At 39.9% G+C, this 17668-nt stretch carries 15 protein-coding genes; 4 read left to right on the top strand and 11 right to left on the bottom strand.

The genetic code is table 11. From position 1 onward, the window contains the following. Nucleotides 1-75 precede the first annotated feature (75 nt). The 3 genes from H6G59_RS15935 to H6G59_RS15925 form a co-directional block, all read right to left on the bottom strand. A complete protein-coding gene (locus tag H6G59_RS15935) occupies nt 76-1278 on the bottom strand; it encodes a catalase family protein (RefSeq protein ID WP_242038890.1) in 1203 nt (400 codons plus the stop codon). Between the two features lie 57 nt (nt 1279-1335). Then, nucleotides 1336-2964 carry a peroxidase family protein gene (locus H6G59_RS15930; protein WP_190716046.1) on the bottom strand — a complete coding sequence of 543 codons (1629 nt, stop codon included), beginning with the start codon at nt 2962-2964 and terminating at the stop codon, nt 1336-1338. An 81-nt stretch (nt 2965-3045) separates the two neighbouring features. Next, the gene (locus H6G59_RS15925) at nt 3046-4053 is read right to left on the bottom strand and encodes a DUF2235 domain-containing protein (RefSeq protein ID WP_190716043.1); all 1008 of its coding nucleotides are present in this window, start codon (nt 4051-4053) and stop codon (nt 3046-3048) included. Between the two features lie 152 nt (nt 4054-4205). Here H6G59_RS15925 and H6G59_RS15920 point away from each other — a divergent pair, with 152 nt between their 5' ends. Then, a complete protein-coding gene (locus H6G59_RS15920) occupies nt 4206-4364 on the top strand; it encodes a hypothetical protein (RefSeq protein WP_242038889.1) in 159 nt (52 codons plus the stop codon). 12 nt (nt 4365-4376) lie between these two features. Next, nucleotides 4377-5273, top strand: coding sequence for a M48 family metallopeptidase (locus tag H6G59_RS15915; RefSeq protein WP_190716041.1), 897 nt, complete (start codon nt 4377-4379; stop codon nt 5271-5273). 547 nt (nt 5274-5820) lie between these two features. Here H6G59_RS15915 and H6G59_RS15910 read toward each other — a convergent pair. From H6G59_RS15910 to H6G59_RS15895, 4 genes are all read right to left on the bottom strand, one after another. Then, complete coding sequence (locus H6G59_RS15910; RefSeq protein WP_190716039.1) at nt 5821-6081, bottom strand: hypothetical protein; 261 nt, start codon at nt 6079-6081, stop codon at nt 5821-5823. Nucleotides 6082-6495: 414 nt separating this feature from the next. Further along, a complete protein-coding gene (locus H6G59_RS15905) occupies nt 6496-7713 on the bottom strand; it encodes a M20 family metallopeptidase (protein ID WP_190716037.1) in 1218 nt (405 codons plus the stop codon). A gap of 45 nt (nt 7714-7758) precedes the next feature. Next, the gene (gene bioD, locus H6G59_RS15900) at nt 7759-8439 is read right to left on the bottom strand and encodes a dethiobiotin synthase (RefSeq protein WP_190716035.1); all 681 of its coding nucleotides are present in this window, start codon (nt 8437-8439) and stop codon (nt 7759-7761) included. 406 nt (nt 8440-8845) lie between these two features. Next, complete coding sequence (locus tag H6G59_RS15895; RefSeq protein ID WP_190716033.1) at nt 8846-10525, bottom strand: serine/threonine-protein kinase; 1680 nt, start codon at nt 10523-10525, stop codon at nt 8846-8848. Nucleotides 10526-11222: 697 nt separating this feature from the next. Here H6G59_RS15895 and H6G59_RS15890 point away from each other — a divergent pair. Then, the gene (locus H6G59_RS15890) at nt 11223-12239 is read left to right on the top strand and encodes a ribose-phosphate pyrophosphokinase (protein WP_190716031.1); all 1017 of its coding nucleotides are present in this window, start codon (nt 11223-11225) and stop codon (nt 12237-12239) included. A gap of 63 nt (nt 12240-12302) precedes the next feature. Here H6G59_RS15890 and H6G59_RS15885 read toward each other — a convergent pair whose 3' ends face one another. The 4 genes from H6G59_RS15885 to H6G59_RS15870 all read right to left on the bottom strand — a co-directional run bounded on the left by H6G59_RS15885 (nt 12303) and on the right by H6G59_RS15870 (nt 15385). After that, nucleotides 12303-12875: an HD domain-containing protein gene (locus H6G59_RS15885; protein ID WP_190716029.1), complete on the bottom strand. Its 573-nt coding sequence runs from the start codon at nt 12873-12875 to the stop codon at nt 12303-12305. 181 nt (nt 12876-13056) lie between these two features. Beyond that, on the bottom strand, nt 13057-14349 hold the full coding sequence (locus tag H6G59_RS27365; protein ID WP_242038888.1) for a serine/threonine protein kinase: 1293 nt from the start codon (nt 14347-14349) through the stop codon (nt 13057-13059). 225 nt (nt 14350-14574) lie between these two features. Continuing rightward, nucleotides 14575-14826 carry a hypothetical protein gene (locus H6G59_RS15875; RefSeq protein ID WP_242038887.1) on the bottom strand — a complete coding sequence of 84 codons (252 nt, stop codon included), beginning with the start codon at nt 14824-14826 and terminating at the stop codon, nt 14575-14577. Then, nucleotides 14798-15385 (bottom strand): Panacea domain-containing protein, encoded by a 588-nt coding sequence (locus H6G59_RS15870; protein WP_190716027.1) that lies wholly within the window; start codon nt 15383-15385, stop codon nt 14798-14800. The genes H6G59_RS15875 and H6G59_RS15870 overlap by 29 nt, the downstream gene beginning before the upstream one ends. A gap of 309 nt (nt 15386-15694) precedes the next feature. Between H6G59_RS15870 and typA the strand changes: the two genes are divergently transcribed. After that, nucleotides 15695-17485: a translational GTPase TypA gene (gene typA / locus H6G59_RS15865; RefSeq protein ID WP_190716025.1), complete on the top strand. Its 1791-nt coding sequence runs from the start codon at nt 15695-15697 to the stop codon at nt 17483-17485. Nucleotides 17486-17668 lie beyond the last annotated feature (183 nt).

The following is a 17668-nucleotide window of genomic DNA, read 5'->3' as shown; positions in this document are numbered from 1 at the left end:
ATTCATGGATTTCATCATTCTGTACAATTTTAGATAAAATTGCTATTTCTTCGGTTCTTGAATTGCTGAGAAAAATCAGACAGTGGGTTCTTGGTATTTGACTCCTCGTTTACTATGACGGGACTCAGCAACAATAGGATAAACAATGCTGCGTAACCGATTAATCGCACCGATAGGACGATGCACTGCTAGACCATTTCCTGGAGAAAAACTGAGATTTTCCCCAAAGTCATTTTCTAGGGGAGAATCAACTTTCTGATGCTTAACTGTCAGACGACCAACTGTAAAGAAGGGTGATTCTTCTTCATTCCAAGGAATGGTGGTATCGTCAATAGACATTTCTGGTTTAGTTTGAAATTGGATTTGAAAATCCCAAGTATACTCAGCATCAGGCTTTGCTAAAGCTTGAATGATATCCTCTCGGTAGTAGTTATCCTCTGAACCTAAAGCTTTGGCTTTTCTTAGTTCACTTTCTGGTCTGGACTCTAGAGGAAGTTGTTGATGAGGTGGTTGACTGGAAACTGGAGTAAATGCATATTTAATCACAACTGGATATTCCACAGGAACTCGACCTGGTTGGGATGGATCAAAATCAGATTTGAGTCCTATGGAATACGCCGAAGCACTCCAATAGCGTTCTATCAGCAAAGTCTTGGGAAACCGTTTGAAACTAGTTTTTAAAAGATTGAATTCGTAGGGATGTAAGTTTAGCCATAAAAGCACTAACAGCTTAAAAAGTGGAAACAGTCCTGCTCGATAAATCGCCAAGAAAAAGCCGTAGAAGTCTTTAATGGTTCTTACAAAAAAGAGTTCGGTATTGTGGACAATAATATCTTGGGTTTTTAACTCGTGACTTTGTGGTAGTCGTTCTCCTTCTACCCCTATTACTTTGACGGCCATAGAGCGCGTATCGCCTTCATAATCACCCTTGACTGAGAACGCACCACTTGCAAATCGTAGCCAAACTGGATATTGTTTCGGTTGGGCAAATAAACCTTGTTTTAGGGAAATTGCTTGCAGTTGAGCTTCAGTTAATGAGGCGTGTTTGCTCAATTCTTGCTTAATTGCTGCTTCATCAAAGTCAAAGATTTCTAGAGTACCTTGAACAGCCGCGTGGGTTTTTGAGTGAGTATCTCTCTTGGCAATTTTTTTCTTTTCACCTCCGTAGAGGTTGTCCATGTTCTTTTTGACTAGCTCTCTCATGAGATCGTAATATTTGAGTTCGTCTTTTTCTGGGTATTCAGTAAATAGTTTCATGTTTTCACCAGTAGATGTCATAATTGTGGCGATCGCTCTTGCAAACAAGCGATCGCATTAAAAGCCGGGAATATCTTCTTAAAGGTCAAAAGTAACTTTGTACTTTTTGGCTGATGGAGGAACGTTACGATTAACTAAATCTGAGACGGTCTTGGTATTTTGAATAATATCCCAACCCACAGGAGAGAAAGTCTCTTTATTGAAAATATTGGGTGATAGTATCGGATTAGTTAGCGCCTGAGAAAAGGCATCAATCCCAATTAAGCGGGCTACGAGGGAAGGGATAGTTGAATTTTTTCGCCCATCCTCGGCGTAAAGTCCCACAAAGAACTCAATCTTATCAACATGACCATATAATTCTTTGAGTTTCTTTTGAGCAAATTCATCGCTGGTAATTTGCTCAAATCTAGTCACTCTGGGGAAACCACACATTTGGCGATAATCGTTGTAGCTTGCTAATTGCAGTTGTCGTCCTAGTTTGATTGAGGGTAACTCTGTTAACTCAACCAATATATCAGGGGTGTTGAATAAACCAATTTTTGTCCCTGGTTGGGAACAAGTTTCTTCCATTAATGCCCCTAAACCTTTGTCAATAAACAGCTTATTGTTCCAGAGAGTGGTAGCAATATGGGTTGGTTTGCCGTTGTAGTTAAAGGTTTCTGGAATTGCACTATGCCAGCGATAAACAAAGTCAAACTCAATTGCCATCCAATTGGTACGATACCAACTTTCTTTAGTAAAAGCTTCAGGATCAGCAAACAACTTAAAGTGATAAGGAGTGATGTGATTAATGTACTCTTCCATAATGATTTTAAGAATCATCGCCATGAGAATATTTCTCGAAGTTTGGAAGAGGCGTTCATCATCCCAATCTGGATAATTGCTGGCTAATACATCACAAAGACGATTATGTTCCCGGATACATAGAGTATTGAGCATGACGTAGCCAATTTGCACATTGGCTCGTTCTACTCCCATCGCAAACATATATTGTTTTTTATCTGGGGGCTGTCTTTTCTCATCATTGATTGGTTCATAAAGTCCCTCAAATTGAGGGTCAACTATACCTTGTTCTGCATCAGCATAATAAAATAAGGGATAATCTTCTTCCACACCATCTTGGCGTTTAAGTTTTTGAGTTTTAAATTTACCTCCTTGAAAACTTCTTAAAAGATGTGTTTGTTTTCTGGTTAAACCATAAACATTACACAAATCAATTTCATGGTTGGAAGTATTTTTTAATTTGTTGTGGTGATCAAGACGGAGAAAACTATCAGTAAACCACTGCACCCAATAGGGAAACAGCATAGTTGATTTGTTAGAATAAATTGTTTTACCATCTCTTTTACGGAACAAAACAGCCAAGTCTTCAACTTTAGGTAAATTACCTTCAGAGTTTAACTTTGGATCGGGTGGTAGATGTCTTCCTGTATAAGTGCGATCATTGAGCGATTCCCAGGAAGTATAAGCATCGGTTTTTTTAGGAATGTTAGTACCAGGAATATGCTCATCTAAGGTCATCGTACTGTAGGGATTAGGACGAGTAGGAATTTTGTAGATGAGACTATTGATTAGAGCTTTGTTAACTTTACGTTTTAGAAATTCATTGCTTTGAACAAGTTGCCAAATGCCTTTAAAGTTGGTTAAAACAAATGTCTGAAGCTTGTTATTCAACCCGTCTTTAGATGTGTCTCTTGTTGCAGTCATAATTATTTTTACCTTTTTTTAAAACTGACGTATTCAATTTACACTGAATTCTCTGATTTACTTAACCTAAGTTCATTCAACTTAATCTAGTTTGGAGATAATCTTTTGTAGATTCTTGGGTCGATAGTCCTTGCGCTTTTGCAGACGGTTGATTGCGCTTTCATGAATATCTTCAATCACATCGCTGACCTCACGAAGCTTGATTCCTGCTAATTTAAAGAATCCAACATTGTTCTTAAAGTCACATTCATAATTGGGGTTAATACCTGTGGGAATCACACTTGGATCGAGGTCAAGCCCCAATCCTAGATTCTCGATGGAATCAATCATCCACTGTAAGGCAGTATCTGATAATCCACTGTGTTCTTCCGTTCCACCACCAACACAACCGTGTTCTCCTGGAAACCACTTTTGAATTACCCGCTGGTTTTCAGCCTCAGGATGTTTTTTCATGGGAGTGACATCAAAGATTTCGCGGATTTCGTCGATGGCCACTGCGTGCAATGCATTACCAATAAATTTGTTTAACGTGGTGTCATGGAATCTGTACCGCTGATTTAGCTGGTTGCTAAACCTTCGGAAAGCGGGTATCCCAGGAATACCAAGAGCGCCAACGGTGTCAAAACAACCAAGCAAGGTGATAGGGACGCGATCGCCATAAATTTCACGGTATTTTGTTGCTACTCTATCTTTGGGTTTAATACCCCGGTTACGATAAAGCTCGTAAGCTTCATGTGCTTTTGTGACATGGGGACGCTCTAGGAGACCGGAGCAATAGATCATCCCCGCTAGACTCCTAACTGTGTAAGCACCGCGACTGAAACCGAATAGATAAATTTCGTCACCAGGAACATAGTTGAGGCTAAGAAATCGGTAGCCATCTTCTATATTTCTATCGATTCCTAATCCGGTAGCTCCGCCTAAAATTTTGAGCGTTTCGGTGCCAATGCCTGCGTCATAGAAAACGATTTGTGCAACCCCGTCACTGGCAATCGGTTTCACAGATTGAGCCAGCTTAACCACATTGCTTGGGTAAGAACTCGTTAACTGTTGCCAAGTTCCATCACAACAAATGACTAGACGTTTCATAGTTATATTTCAAAGCCTTTGAGTAATTAAATAGGTATTTGATCAAAATGCGGGTTCGTCATCCTCTAACAGGATTTTGAATTTTGGATTGACCCCACGGATAAATAAATTCCCTTGCTCTGTACCATTAAAGAATGATTGGTCATAGAGTCATGATAATTGTTTTTAAGGCTAGTCTCATAGGAATACTCAGTTTACTAACTTGTGTGATGGTGCAGGAAATACTATATGGTAAAGAAATGATGCCATTGTCACGCGATCGCATTTTAGATAGTTTAATAAGTTTGGTACTCGCCCACATAACCAAATGAGGCAAATATCCCTTGACCAGAAAAATTTTAACTGGACTTAATTCAGAAACCTACGAACACCCCTTTGACCGGCAAGCTTTAGCTTCTTTACAAAAAATGCCGGGAATTTCTCCCCTACTCAAAAAAATTAACGAATATAGTATTGATCGTTTACTGAGATTACAAAGCCTTGGCAGTGAAATTAGAGTCACAAATCGTAATTTTCCTAAATTATATGCAGCATTGGTAGAAACTTGCCAAATTCTTGATGTTTCTTCATTGCCTGACTTGTATCTGTTTCGAGGTACAGGTTACATTCAAACTTACGTTATTGGCGTAGAAAAACCCTTGATTGGCATTAATTTAGAGGCAATGGAATGGTTAAATGCGGATGAATTACTTTATGTTTTAGGATACGAAGTTGCTCGGATTAAGAGTCAACATATGATATATTATCAAATGGCAATTGTGATGCCAATTTTAAAAAATTTATTGAGTAGCACTACATTGGGGATTGGTGGCTTAGTTGCCAGTGGAGTCGAACTAGCTTTATATAATTGGGTGATGATGGCCAAGTTAACTGCTGATCGCGCTGGTTTATTAGCGTGTCAAGATATTAATATCGCCACAACTGCACTGATGAAACTTGCCGGTTTACCCAATGAATACTTGACGGATGATGTCATTGAAGATTTTATCATTCAGTCCCGTGAATTTGGAACTCATAGCTTTGATAGCTTGGATAATGTGACAAAGATATTGAGCTATACAGAACATAGACTTTCTTGGATAGTGATGCGAACTGGGGAATTATTAAAATGGGTTGATTCTGGTGAATATGATAAATTGATTCAGGACGATTTAAAATCAAAAGCGCCCGAAGAAGATAATCCACAACAAGAGGGTTGGAATTTTTTATCTTCCTGGTAATCAGATTGCAATCATCAATGATATCTAAAAAATTTTAAGTCCCGTAGGGTGGGCATTGCCCACCTTAGAGGATGTTTGAAAAGTATCAGAATTAATCGAGATCCCCCCTACTCACAAGGGTAGGTATTTTACATTGTCGTGAGGGCAAGACTTGGGGGACAAGGAAGGACAGTGGACAAGGGAGGAAACACGTACAAAATCATATTTTATTGGTAACAAAAAGACCATTGTGCGGAGAAAATCTTCCTTGTCTACTTTCCCTCCTTGTCTTCCTAGTCCTGCCTTAACAGATAATATTAAAAACCTACCCTTGTCAGGATCCCCCCTACCCCCCTTAGAAAGGGGGGCTAAATTCTTCAAAGTCCCCCTTAGAAAGGGGGATTTAGGGGGATCAGCGGGTGTCAGATCCAACACGAAAAAGTTTTCAAACAACCTCTTAGAATCAAATATTATTTCTATATCCCTGACGTTCTGAGATGATATTTAAATATTCATAACCTTTTATTTACCAAAAAACCTCTCTCCGACAAAAAGAGAGGCATAGTAATCAAAATGTAGGATTATGTTGATAATCCCAACATTTATCATCACGCCAAACTTTCCCAGTAGACAGACATTTGTCTTGTTTAATACCAGGAATTGAGGTAGGGTGAATAGTGTTTAAGCTGGATGTAACATAAGAGATCATGAAAGAACCTGTATAGAAACCACCACAGATTAAAGTTCCAAAAAAAAACGTAAAGCTGACAAATTTAACAGCAGCGATAAGAGAATATTTGTCTTTTCTTCCATAGGGACGATAGCGCATAAATTTCCTTTGTGTGGTGTTTGCGGCAGATAACACCTTGGGAATGCTTAGGCGCAGATAATTAGGACTTACAAAATTATTTATGTCAGAAAATAGCAGATATTTCTGTTAGCTGCTAACTCCGTGTAGCGGGTGATATAGCAGGTGACAGTGCTAGAAGCCTTTTATTGTCTAAGTTTTAGCATTGGTTGATGTCCTAAACGCCTTGTCCGTTGCTATATCATGTTCAGCAAAAAGTAAATAAAATACAAATATTAATATTCAGAGGGAACTCTTAACGGGCAACTCTTAACAGAAAAAACTCATGTTTAAAAACATGAGATTGAAATAATGACACTGTTTTTTGAATGAGCTTTAAACTCAGCAACTAAAGTTTCTTATCTGTTCCCTGTTCCCTGTTCCCTTTTTTTGTAATTAACTAAAAAACCTTTCCACACATCTGACAAACATCTCCACACCCATGACTAAAGCTGTTTCATCAAAATCAAACCGGGGATGATGATGAGGATAATTTAATTTTTTCTCTGCATTTGCAGAACCTAAAAAGAAATAACAACCAGGAACTTCTTGGAGGAAAAATGACATATCTTCACCACCCATAGTTTGGCATTCGGGAACAATACCAAGAGGAGTTTCTATGACTTCTGCGGCTACAGAACGGACTAATTCTGCTATTTGTGGATGATTAATTACAGGTGGATAAAGATGGATATAATCAAATTCATAACTTGCGCTATGACTTTGGCAAATTCCTAAAATAATCTGCTCAATTCTGTGTTTAAAAAAGTCTGCTAAATCAGGATTAAAATATCTGACAGTACCACCCATTCTGGCAGTATCTGCAATCACATTTACAGCCGTACCGGCATGAAGTTCCCCAATTGTCACTACCGCTGAATCAATGGGGTTAACATTGCGTGAGACAATCGCTTGCAAGGCGTTGACTATTTGGGCAGCTACTACAATAGAATCAATGGTTTGTTGAGGTATTGCACCATGTCCACCTTTGCCGAAAATGGTGCAACGAAATAATTCGACAGCTGCCATTAATGCACCTGCACGGACTCCCACTGTCCCCAAGGGTAAATTATTCCATAGATGTAAACCGATAATGGCATCAACATCAGGATTTTTGAGTACCCCTGCTTCTATCATCGGTTTTGCACCACCTGGCCCTTCTTCTGCGGGTTGGAAGATAATTTTTACGGTTCCTGAGAAGTCTTGACGATGGTGGTGGAGGTAGTATGCTGTTCCTAGAGCGATCGCTGTATGTCCGTCATGTCCACAAGCGTGCATCACCCCATCATGCTGGGAACAATAGGGAACTTCATTCGCTTCTAGAATTGGTAAAGCATCCATATCAGCACGAATCGCTAAAACTTTACCAGTCCCAGATTTTTCACCTTTGATAATCGCAACAATGCCTGTTTCCGCAATCTCGGTTTGATGTTCAATTCCCCAACTTTGCAGCTTTTGGGAAATAAATTCAGCCGTGAGTTTTTCTTGAAAACCTAACTCTGGCTTTTGATGTATGCGTCTTCGCCATTCTACCAATTGCGGTTGTAATGAGCGAATTTCTAACCGCACATTCGTTAAATTTACAGTGGATGAATTAGGAAAGGTAGAAACCATAATTGCTAATTGGTAATGGGTGATTAGTGATTGGGAAATATCTTTCTACAACCCCAAAGTTTCCCAATCTAAATTAGATGCAATTTGAGCGAGTTGATCCAAATCAGTGGGATTCTCTAAATAGGGTAAACAACCCAAAACAGGTATATATGTAAATGAGCGAATTAAATCGGGTGGTGTTAAGTCAGCAATTTCTGCTTCAGTTCGGGATTGTGTACAATTAAGGACAATGCCTTGTAAATTAATCTTTTTTTCTCTAGCTAATGCTACATTAGCCACAGCTTGTGCGATCGCTCCCAATCTCACAGGTACAACCAACAGCGTTGGTAATCGCCATTCACCCGCTAAATCAGCTACTGTCAATTCATCAGTAACCGGTGAACCTAAACCACCTAAAGCTTCAACCAACACAAAATCCCGCCGCTTTTGTAAATCTAGCAAAGCCTTCCAAACCGTTCCTAAATCAACAAAGCGATTTTCCTTAGCCGCCGCGATGGGTGGGGCTAAAGGTGCTTTAAAATACAAAGGAGTAATTTCTTCTGGAGACTGTTCTAGTGTAAACAGACTTTGATATAGTTCTCTGTCTCCCTCCCCCGATTGAATCGGTTTCATGATCCCCAAGCTGCGGTGGGGGTAATATTTCTGAAAATAAGCTGCTAGGGCTGTTGTCAAAACAGTTTTACCAGCCTCAGTATCAGTTCCTGTAATAAGTAGTGTGTTTAACAATTTTTTTGCGAATAATTACTGTTTATAATTGACATTTATCCGTGGCAATTTTTCCAAAAAGAACCTTTGACATCAATTCACTTAATTTAATTAAAGCTACAAATGAATCTCCTTCCGCGCAAGAGCGTCTACACGTCTGTCCATTATTTGTATCAATTTTCAAGTGAAACGGTAAGCTAATAATCATTCAAATAGCATCCCCGTGTCTCCCCTTCTGGAGCATAAGAGCGTCTTTCTAAGGCTAGGGATTATGCAACTTAAAGACGGATACGGGGAGAGGGCTATAAAACCCTGACTGCATCTCTCTTTTAGTTGCACAGGTTTCAGGTGGAATTTCCAACCAGAAACGCTTTCTGCGTAAGAGTGTCTTTTCTTCATTTAATGCCGGGACTATCCATAATTTAGCCTAAAATCCAGGTGTTGGTGTTGTTTCAGGTAGTGGATTATTTTCGCCTGTATCAGTAGTGGGAGTTTCCGTGGGTGTGGGAGTTTCCGTGGGTGTGGGAGTTTCCGTGGGTGTGGGAGTTTCTGTGGGTGTGGGAGTTTCTGTGGGTGTGGGAGTTTCTGTGGGTGTGGGAGTTTCTGTGGGTGTGGGAGTTTCTGTAGGCGTTGGTGTAGGATTAATGGCGTTTTCTAAAGCAACAATCAAAGTATAGTCACTGAAAGTAACTCCCTCAGCCAGACTTAACTGGATAGTATATCTACCATTATTCTGCAATACTTCTTGAGATAGATTATTAAGGGGTTGACCATTGGGAGCTAATACAGATAGCACAATGCTATTTGCTTGATCAACAGTAACACTTAATATTTGCCCAGCCTTACCCACAAAACTATACTTAAGAATTTGATTTTCTTGGATAGAATCTTCTACTTTAGCTGGATTAGATGGGTCTAATTGGAGACGCTTATTCAATACAACAGGTTTAGTAATGGTAGGTGTAGGTGTAGGTGCAAAAATTGTACCACCAGTAATCACCGGGGAAGGAAAATCTTGTGGCGTTTTGATTGCTTCTGGTGGTGTCTTAGACTGATTGCGGAAGGAATTTACCACTGCCCAGGAACCGAATCCCGCTAAAATAACTACAGCACTACCGATAGCCCCAATTGCCAATGGACTATCTAAGATAGAACTAGTTTGCTTAGGTGAAATTACAGGCTCAGGTTTCTTGGATGGTGGTAGGATGGGGTCAGGACGACGACCAACAGCGACAGTCTGCACATAGGATAAATTGGGCTGAGGGATATGGGGCTGATTTAGGGATTGCAATGCTGATCGTACTTCCGCCGCACTTTGATAGCGATCGCCTGGAATATAACTCAACATTCGTTGCAAAACCTCAGCAAATCCCGGCTGAACTTGTACCCACTGCTGCCAATTCCAAGTTAATTGTGTTTCGTCAAATAAATCTGCTGGTTCTTTCCCAGTCAGTAAAACTATCGCCGTCACCGCCAGTGCATACAGGTCACTACTCGGATAAGCTCGTCCTGATTGCATTTGCTCACTAGGAGAATAGCCTAATTTACCCACAGTAGTCGCTGGAGTCTTAGTTGGGGAGTGTAGCGTTGCTAGTTCTTTCACTACCCCAAAATCAATTAATACAGGTTTGGTGTCACTATCCCGTAAAATCAAATTATCAGGCGATATATCTCGGTGAATAATTCCCAAACCGTGCAGATGCTCTAACACTGGCAACAAAGCCTGTAGTAACTCTAACACTTCTGCCTCTGTGAAAGTTTGACCTACAGCTTGGCGTTCAGCTAACAGCATTTGGTAAGTTTTACCTGAAACGTAATCCTGTACCAAAAAAAAGCGTTGGTCTTGTTCAAATTTTTCCCTAAACTTGGGGATTTGAGGATGCTCGATTTGATATAGGGTCGCTGCTTCTCGCTGAAACAGTTCCTGCGCTTTCTTTCCTGCGTAAACGCCTGTAGCCGTGAGCATTAATTCCTTAATCGCGCACAGTTCGTTAAAACGCCTGTGGTCTTCTGCAAGATAGGTTCTACCAAATCCCCCCTGTCCAAGGACGTGAATTATCCGGTAACGATTTTGCAGGATAGTACCAACTGTAATGGGTGCTTGCATGATCGATATATGAATATATTGAATTTAAAAGCAACTGAGCTATAGCAATCCTAATTTGATTTGTGAGAAATTTTTTCTTCAGGAGTCTGCAATTATCTGAACTACAATCAACATTCAGAAACATCCTCTGTCAGGATGCGTCGAAAATAGGGGACGCTCTTATTTAGGGTACTGTGCCTTAAGAAATATCAGCAACCTCAGCCAGACTCTTACCCGCGCCACAGGCCACATCTGTGATAGCTTGAGAATCAGCGCTGTCATATCATCTCTCAATACAAATTCTCAAAATTTATAAATTTGGCGCTAGTATCATAAGATAGTCAATTGCAACCTCGATTCTTACTCAAAGGAGTTCTACTGCCGGAGAGCAAATTTAAATATGATTTTATATTCTGTAAATAATTTTTTTTCTCAGTTATAAAAGAAGCAGGTAGAATAAGTAATCTACCATACCAAATTTTCAAATATTGGGCGGTCTCTCTCCTCCCGAAAAAACTTGGAACTCTGAAGCTATTGGCAAGAATAGAGATCAGTAAAATCCTCAGTGGTGCTTTTCCCAGAAGAACTAGAAAATTAGTGAATGTAATTCTATGGAGAAATATTGCTTTCTTTGTATGAAAGCTTCAACAAAACTTACAAATGTTTTGTTTAGTCTTATGTCGGTTAAATCTGCTAAATTTCTGATGATAATATCGCCATGAATGCACATCGAGGATCTGCTGTGCTTACTTCCGCAACTTTAAAAATGGAACCAGCCGCAACAGGAATGACTGAAAATCATCGTCTGCGTCTGTTTTCTGGGTCTGCCAATTTACAACTATCTCAAGAAGTTTCTCGTTACCTGGGAATGGAATTGGGACCAATGATTCGCAAAAGATTTGCGGACGGTGAACTTTATGTTCAAATCCAAGAATCGATTCGCGGTTGTGATGTCTATTTAGTCCAGCCAAGCTGTCAACCGGTTAACGACCACTTGATGGAATTACTGATTATGATTGATGCTTGTCGTCGGGCTTCCGCACGACAGATCACAGCAGTACTTCCATACTATGGTTATGCTCGTGCCGACCGCAAAACCGCCGGACGAGAATCAATCACTGCCAAGCTAGTTGCTAACTTAATCACTGAAGCAGGTGCTAACCGTATTCTGGCCATGGATTTGCACGCAGCGCAAATTCAGGGCTATTTTGATATTCCTTTTGATCATGTTTACGGTTCCCCCGTTTTACTAGATTATTTAGCGAGGAAAGGACTACAGGACATTGTCGTTGTTTCCCCTGATGTAGGTGGTGTAGCACGGGCCAGGGCATTTGCTAAAAAGCTGAATGATGCACCATTGGCAATTATTGACAAACGTCGTCAGGCTCACAATGTGGCTGAAGTTTTGAACGTCATCGGTGATGTCAAAGGCAAAACAGCCGTGTTGGTAGATGACATGATTGATACAGGTGGCACAATTGCCGAAGGAGCTAGGTTGCTGCGGGCTGAAGGTGCAAGTCAGGTATATGCCTGTGCTACCCATGCAGTATTCTCTCCACCTGCAATTGAGCGGTTGTCAAGTGGGTTGTTTGAAGAAGTGATAGTCACCAATACCATTCCCATCCCAGAAAACAATCGTTTTCCGCAACTTGTAGTGCTTTCAGTTGCGAATCTGCTTGGAGAAGCCATCTGGCGAATTCACGAAGATAGCTCATTAAGTAGTTTATTTCGCTAATCTACAAAAAACATCCTCTTTAAGGAGTAAATATGAAGGATGAAATGTTCTAATTTTTATCCTTCATTTTTTATATGCTGCTAAAATTTCTAACTCTGTCACTACTCGTTCTAATTCTTCCACCAAGGAAGTCGTTTTGGTCTGCTTAAAGGCATCCACTAACGCGCGATAATACCAAAGTGTGCCTTGTCTTCCACCTTGAAACCGTTCCCAAAGCGATTCACCTAAAACTCGATAGTCTTTAAGAATTGATTGAGCATTATAAAGTTTATCGGATGTAGAAACCAGTAACACTGAGGGGGAAGCGGTGGCAATATGGGCAATGTATGTTTCTTTACGTTGCTTCCAAGGGGGTTTGGGTATGGTGTCTGCGTCTGTACAACCATCAACAATGGCTGTGACATTATCCCCAAAACGACGACGAATTTCTGCTCTGGTGGCTGTTCCGCCTTGGTCTTCTATGGCATCATGTAATAAGGCTGCGATCGCTTCATCTTCGTTTGCACCATATTCTAAGGCTATGCTGGCTACTCCTAATAAATGGGCAATATAGGGAACTCCTGAACCTTTTCTCACTTGTTTAGCGTGGAGTTCGTGTGCGTAGGTTAGGGCTTGGGTAAAGCGTTCTGATAGCATTGATGGTTAATTTTAATCTTTTGGTTTGGTGTTGAGGTTAATAATAAATGAACCGCGTATCCCTTACGGGACCGTAGGGATACGCGCGTTCACGTTCGCGGAGCGTGGCGTTAGCCATAGTGTCCCGTAGGGATAGGACGCGAAGGAAGAGAAAGAAAGATGTTAGTGCTTTGAACTAAAACTAGTATTTTGCACTCTGACAAGCTTTGTCCATCATTTCTTTTGCTAATGGATGATAACCATTGTTATTGAAAAATGCTAAAATAGACTCTTTCACTTGATAACTAATCGCTTCTCCTGTTGTTACTAATCTAGCAAAGTGTTCACAGTTCCAACCTAATAATCCATAATCCCAAGTTTTGAATAATTCATAAGCTATTAAACATCTATCAAGGACTTCTTTTTTAGGCAATAATGTCACTGATTCTACGCTATATGATACTGTCGGAATTCGGAATACAGCAAATCCATTTCCACCAAAGTTAAAAGCATGGGTATCAGAGATAGTTATATGATAATGCAATGCTAGGTCTGAGCTACTTTCTTTATGATGAATTAGCAATCCTGCTTTAGAACTTTTATAATCAACATGAGTTTTAAATTCACGTATAATCTGATCTTCTATAATTGGTTTGGCTGGTATAATAGCAATATTGCTAATTTTTTCGATATTTAAAAGAGATAACCACTCATTTATTGACTGAGGACGATTTTCAGGCTTTATTTCCATTCCTTTAATTATCGCCTGATTCACTTTATCACTAATATGAGAATTTATCTTTTTCGCTTCTTCTAATTCTGTACCAATTGCTCTCATTGGTGCTATAGTTGGTAATTCTCCAGTTAACAAAGAATACAAAGTTGCAGCTAAAGCATAAACATCTGTAAATGCTCCCCGTTTTGCTCTTGCATCATATTGTTCAATTGGTGCAAAACCATCAGATAATATTTTCGTATGGGTTTTAGTTAAATTCGGTGTAAATTCTCTCGCAATGCCAAAATCAATTAACACAGCTTCTGATTTACCAGAACGCAACATGATATTTTGTGGTTTAATATCTCGATGCAATAAGCCATTATTATGAACAACAGTTAACGCTTCTCCTATTTGCTGAATGTATTTTAATGCTACATCTTCAGTTAAAACACCTTGATTTTCAACTAAACTTCCTAAATCTTCCCCATCAATATATTCCATCACCATACACCAAAGATCATTTTCATAAATAACTTCGTATATTTGGACAATATGGGGATGACTACATTTAGCTAATTTAATTGCTTCATTGAGAAAGTCTTGTTGAAATTTAGCAAAATCATAACGCTTTTGAACTGTATTATTCAAAGTTTTGATAACAACGAAATTTCCATTATTATCTTTAGCAAGATATGTGATCCCAAAACCACCTTCACCTAATTCTTTTTCAATGGTATATTTACCATTTTGTAATTGCTGTCCTGATAACCAAGCCATGTTAAATCAGCTTATAAACAACCTACAAGTTAATTTTGACACAAGATTTGCCGTAATTGAAAATATAATGCTTGGATAAAAATTATACAAACACTGTTACTAACAGTCTAGAATTTCTTTAAGAATGCTCTTTAAATCTGCGTCAGCAGGGCGTTTTGCAAATTGTTCGTGGCTATAAATCCATACCAGCTTAATTACAGAATCAGTTGTATTGACTAAATACATTTATCTAATTTGTCCAGATGCACCTTTGGATACCTTAAACTCGATTTTGTGAAATGACCATCCTTCGGGTAATTCAATCTTTCCAGGTAAAGGTTCATTGCGGGAATTTATGGGATATTGATTTTCAATTAAATCTTCTAAAACTTGTGCAACACATTCTACAAAGTCAGACCTATAAGCTTTCGCAAGTTTTTTGAAAGAACGCTGAAAATTATCAGATTTTTCAATCGAGAAGGGAGTTAAGCCAGTCACGCACTTCTCCTTTATGAATACGAGTTGATGATTCTGAATTACAAGCGTCTTTTAAAACTTGTCGCATAACAATTTGATAGCCTGGATGATCACGTTCTATCTGTTCTAATTTCTCATATCCTAATGCTTTTAAATCTTCTCGTAGAATTACTGTAGTTGATGCGGCTTCAGGAAGTAACCCTTTGCGTGCTTTCTTCCAAGGAAATTCTAAGTGAGTCATATCACTTAAACGATAAGCATGATAGCCACAAAAATATTCCCATACTTCTCCTAGAAGTTGTTTCTGATCTTCAGATATTTCTAATAATGATTCTTGACTAGGAATGGGTAATTGTTTAGCTTCAAATTCGCTATAAAATCTATAAGCAGGTGGACAGACTGGACCATAACGCCATGCCTGTATTTCTTCTACAAATAATGGCTGATCATACATTGCTAAATGCAAACTTTGAGCATAGTATAGAAGTTTTTGAGCTTTCATGTTTGTCATTTCTGCTTCTATACCATCCGCGTAAGCTTTCATAATGAAGTAGCGAGCTACAGTTAGACAATCAATCATAATCAAACTCGCATAAACTGACTATCTGAAGAATTTTTAACAACACCACATATCTTATTATAGTTTAAGCTTGGATTTTAGTACATATTTACTACAAATTCCCTATCAATATAGTTGACAACCCGAACAAACAGCCCTAAACCCAAGAAATGCTCTTGCCAGTTATTGTCAAAACAACAATAATTGTGACAATTGCGCTAGAATTATTAAAGGTTCGTTACAGAATTGGCAAATCATCCCCGATTCTGTTACAACAGCCAAACATTTAGCTTCTTAATCTTAAAACACTAAAGTTCACCCCCAGCCTCTATGACGCTCCCAATTCGTAACGTCGCCATCATCGCTCACGTTGACCACGGTAAAACCACCTTGGTTGATGCTCTCCTCAAACAGTCCGGCATTTTCCGCGAAGGCGAAGACGTTCCGGATTGTGTCATGGACTCCAACGCTTTGGAGAGGGAACGAGGGATTACGATTCTTTCTAAAAATACAGCGGTTCGCTACAAAGATACCCTAATCAATATTGTTGATACCCCTGGACACGCTGACTTCGGCGGTGAAGTAGAACGGGTACTCGGCATGGTCGATGGTTGTCTGCTGATTGTCGATGCGAACGAAGGCCCTATGCCCCAAACCCGCTTTGTGTTGAAAAAAGCGTTGGAAAAAGGTCTGCGTCCTATCGTAGTGATTAACAAAATCGACCGTGGCCAAGCTGACCCCCACGTTGCTGTTGATAAAGTCTTGGATCTGTTCTTGGAATTAGGAGCAGATGAAGACCAGTGCGACTTTAAGTATCTGTTTGCTTCCGGTATGGCTGGTTTCGCTAAAGAAACTTTGGAAGCAGAAGGGGTAGATATGCAGCCCCTATTTGATGCAATTCTCCGCCATGTTCCTGCACCAGTGGGAGATCCCAACAAGCCTCTGCAATTGCAAGTTACCACCCTAGATTATTCTGAATATTTAGGACGGATTGTGATTGGTAAAATCCACAATGGTACTATCCGTACCGGACAGCAAGCCGCTTTGGTAACAGAAAATGGCAGCATTGTCAAAGGTAAAATTAGCAAGTTGCTAGGATTTGAAGGCTTGAAGCGGGTGGAAATGGAAGAAGCCACCGCAGGTTATATTGTCGCTGTGGCTGGTTTTGCTGATGCTTACATTGGGGAAACAATTACAGACCCCAACGAACCACTCGCTTTACCGTTAATTAAGGTAGATGAACCAACTTTACAAATGACCTTCTGGGTGAATGATTCACCTTTTGCCGGTCAAGAAGGTAAGTTGGTGACTTCTCGACAAATTCGCGATCGCTTATTCCGCGAGTTAGAAACCAACGTGGCGTTGCGTGTTGAAGAAACTGATTCACCAGATAAATTCCTGGTTTCCGGTCGGGGTGAATTACACCTGGGTATCTTAATCGAAACCATGCGTCGTGAAGGTTTCGAGTTCCAAGTATCTCAACCTCAAGTAATTTACCGCACAGTTAACGGTCAACCTTGTGAACCTTATGAACTTCTAGCTTTAGACGTTCCCGCCGATGCAGTTGGTAGCTGTATTGAACGGTTGGGACAACGGAAAGCGGAAATGCAAGATATGCAGCCCGGAGGTGGTGATCGCACTCAACTAGAGTTTATCGTTCCTGCTCGTGGCTTGATTGGTTTCCGGGGTGAATTCATGCGGATGACTCGTGGTGAAGGCATCATGAATCACAGTTTCCTTGATTATCGTCCCTTATCTGGTGATATTGAAGCCCGTAACAAAGGCGTTTTAATCTCCTTTGAAGAAGGTGTTTCTACCTTCTACGCCATGAAAAATGCTGAAGATAGAGGCGCATTCTTTATCAGTCCTGGAACCAAGGTTTACAGAGGCATGATTATCGGTGAACATAATCGTCCCCAAGACTTGGAATTGAATGTTTGTAAAACCAAGCAGTTAACCAACCACCGTGCGGCTGGTGGTGATGAACTTGTCCAGTTACAAACACCAATAGACATGAGTTTGGAACGAGCCTTAGAGTATATCGCTCAAGATGAATTGGTGGAAGTTACACCTGAATCTATTCGTCTCCGCAAAATGGCGAAGAAATTAGCGAAACGCTAATCTATCAAGGGTGGGAAAAACAAACCCACCCTAATTTTTTATCTGCGTTCTATTAAATTAACTTATCTCTGGTTGTCCGAAATTCCTGAAAAAAAGATTTTCGCAATAAACTACCCCCTATTCTCAATATTATTGATACTATTCTCAATTATTTAACGAAGTTTGGTTTTTTGGGCGATTGAT

The organism is Anabaena lutea FACHB-196 (assembly GCF_014698305.1).
GTDB lineage: Bacteria > Cyanobacteriota > Cyanobacteriia > Cyanobacteriales > Nostocaceae > Anabaena > Anabaena lutea.
This window is presented reverse-complemented; position numbering and strand designations above follow the sequence as displayed.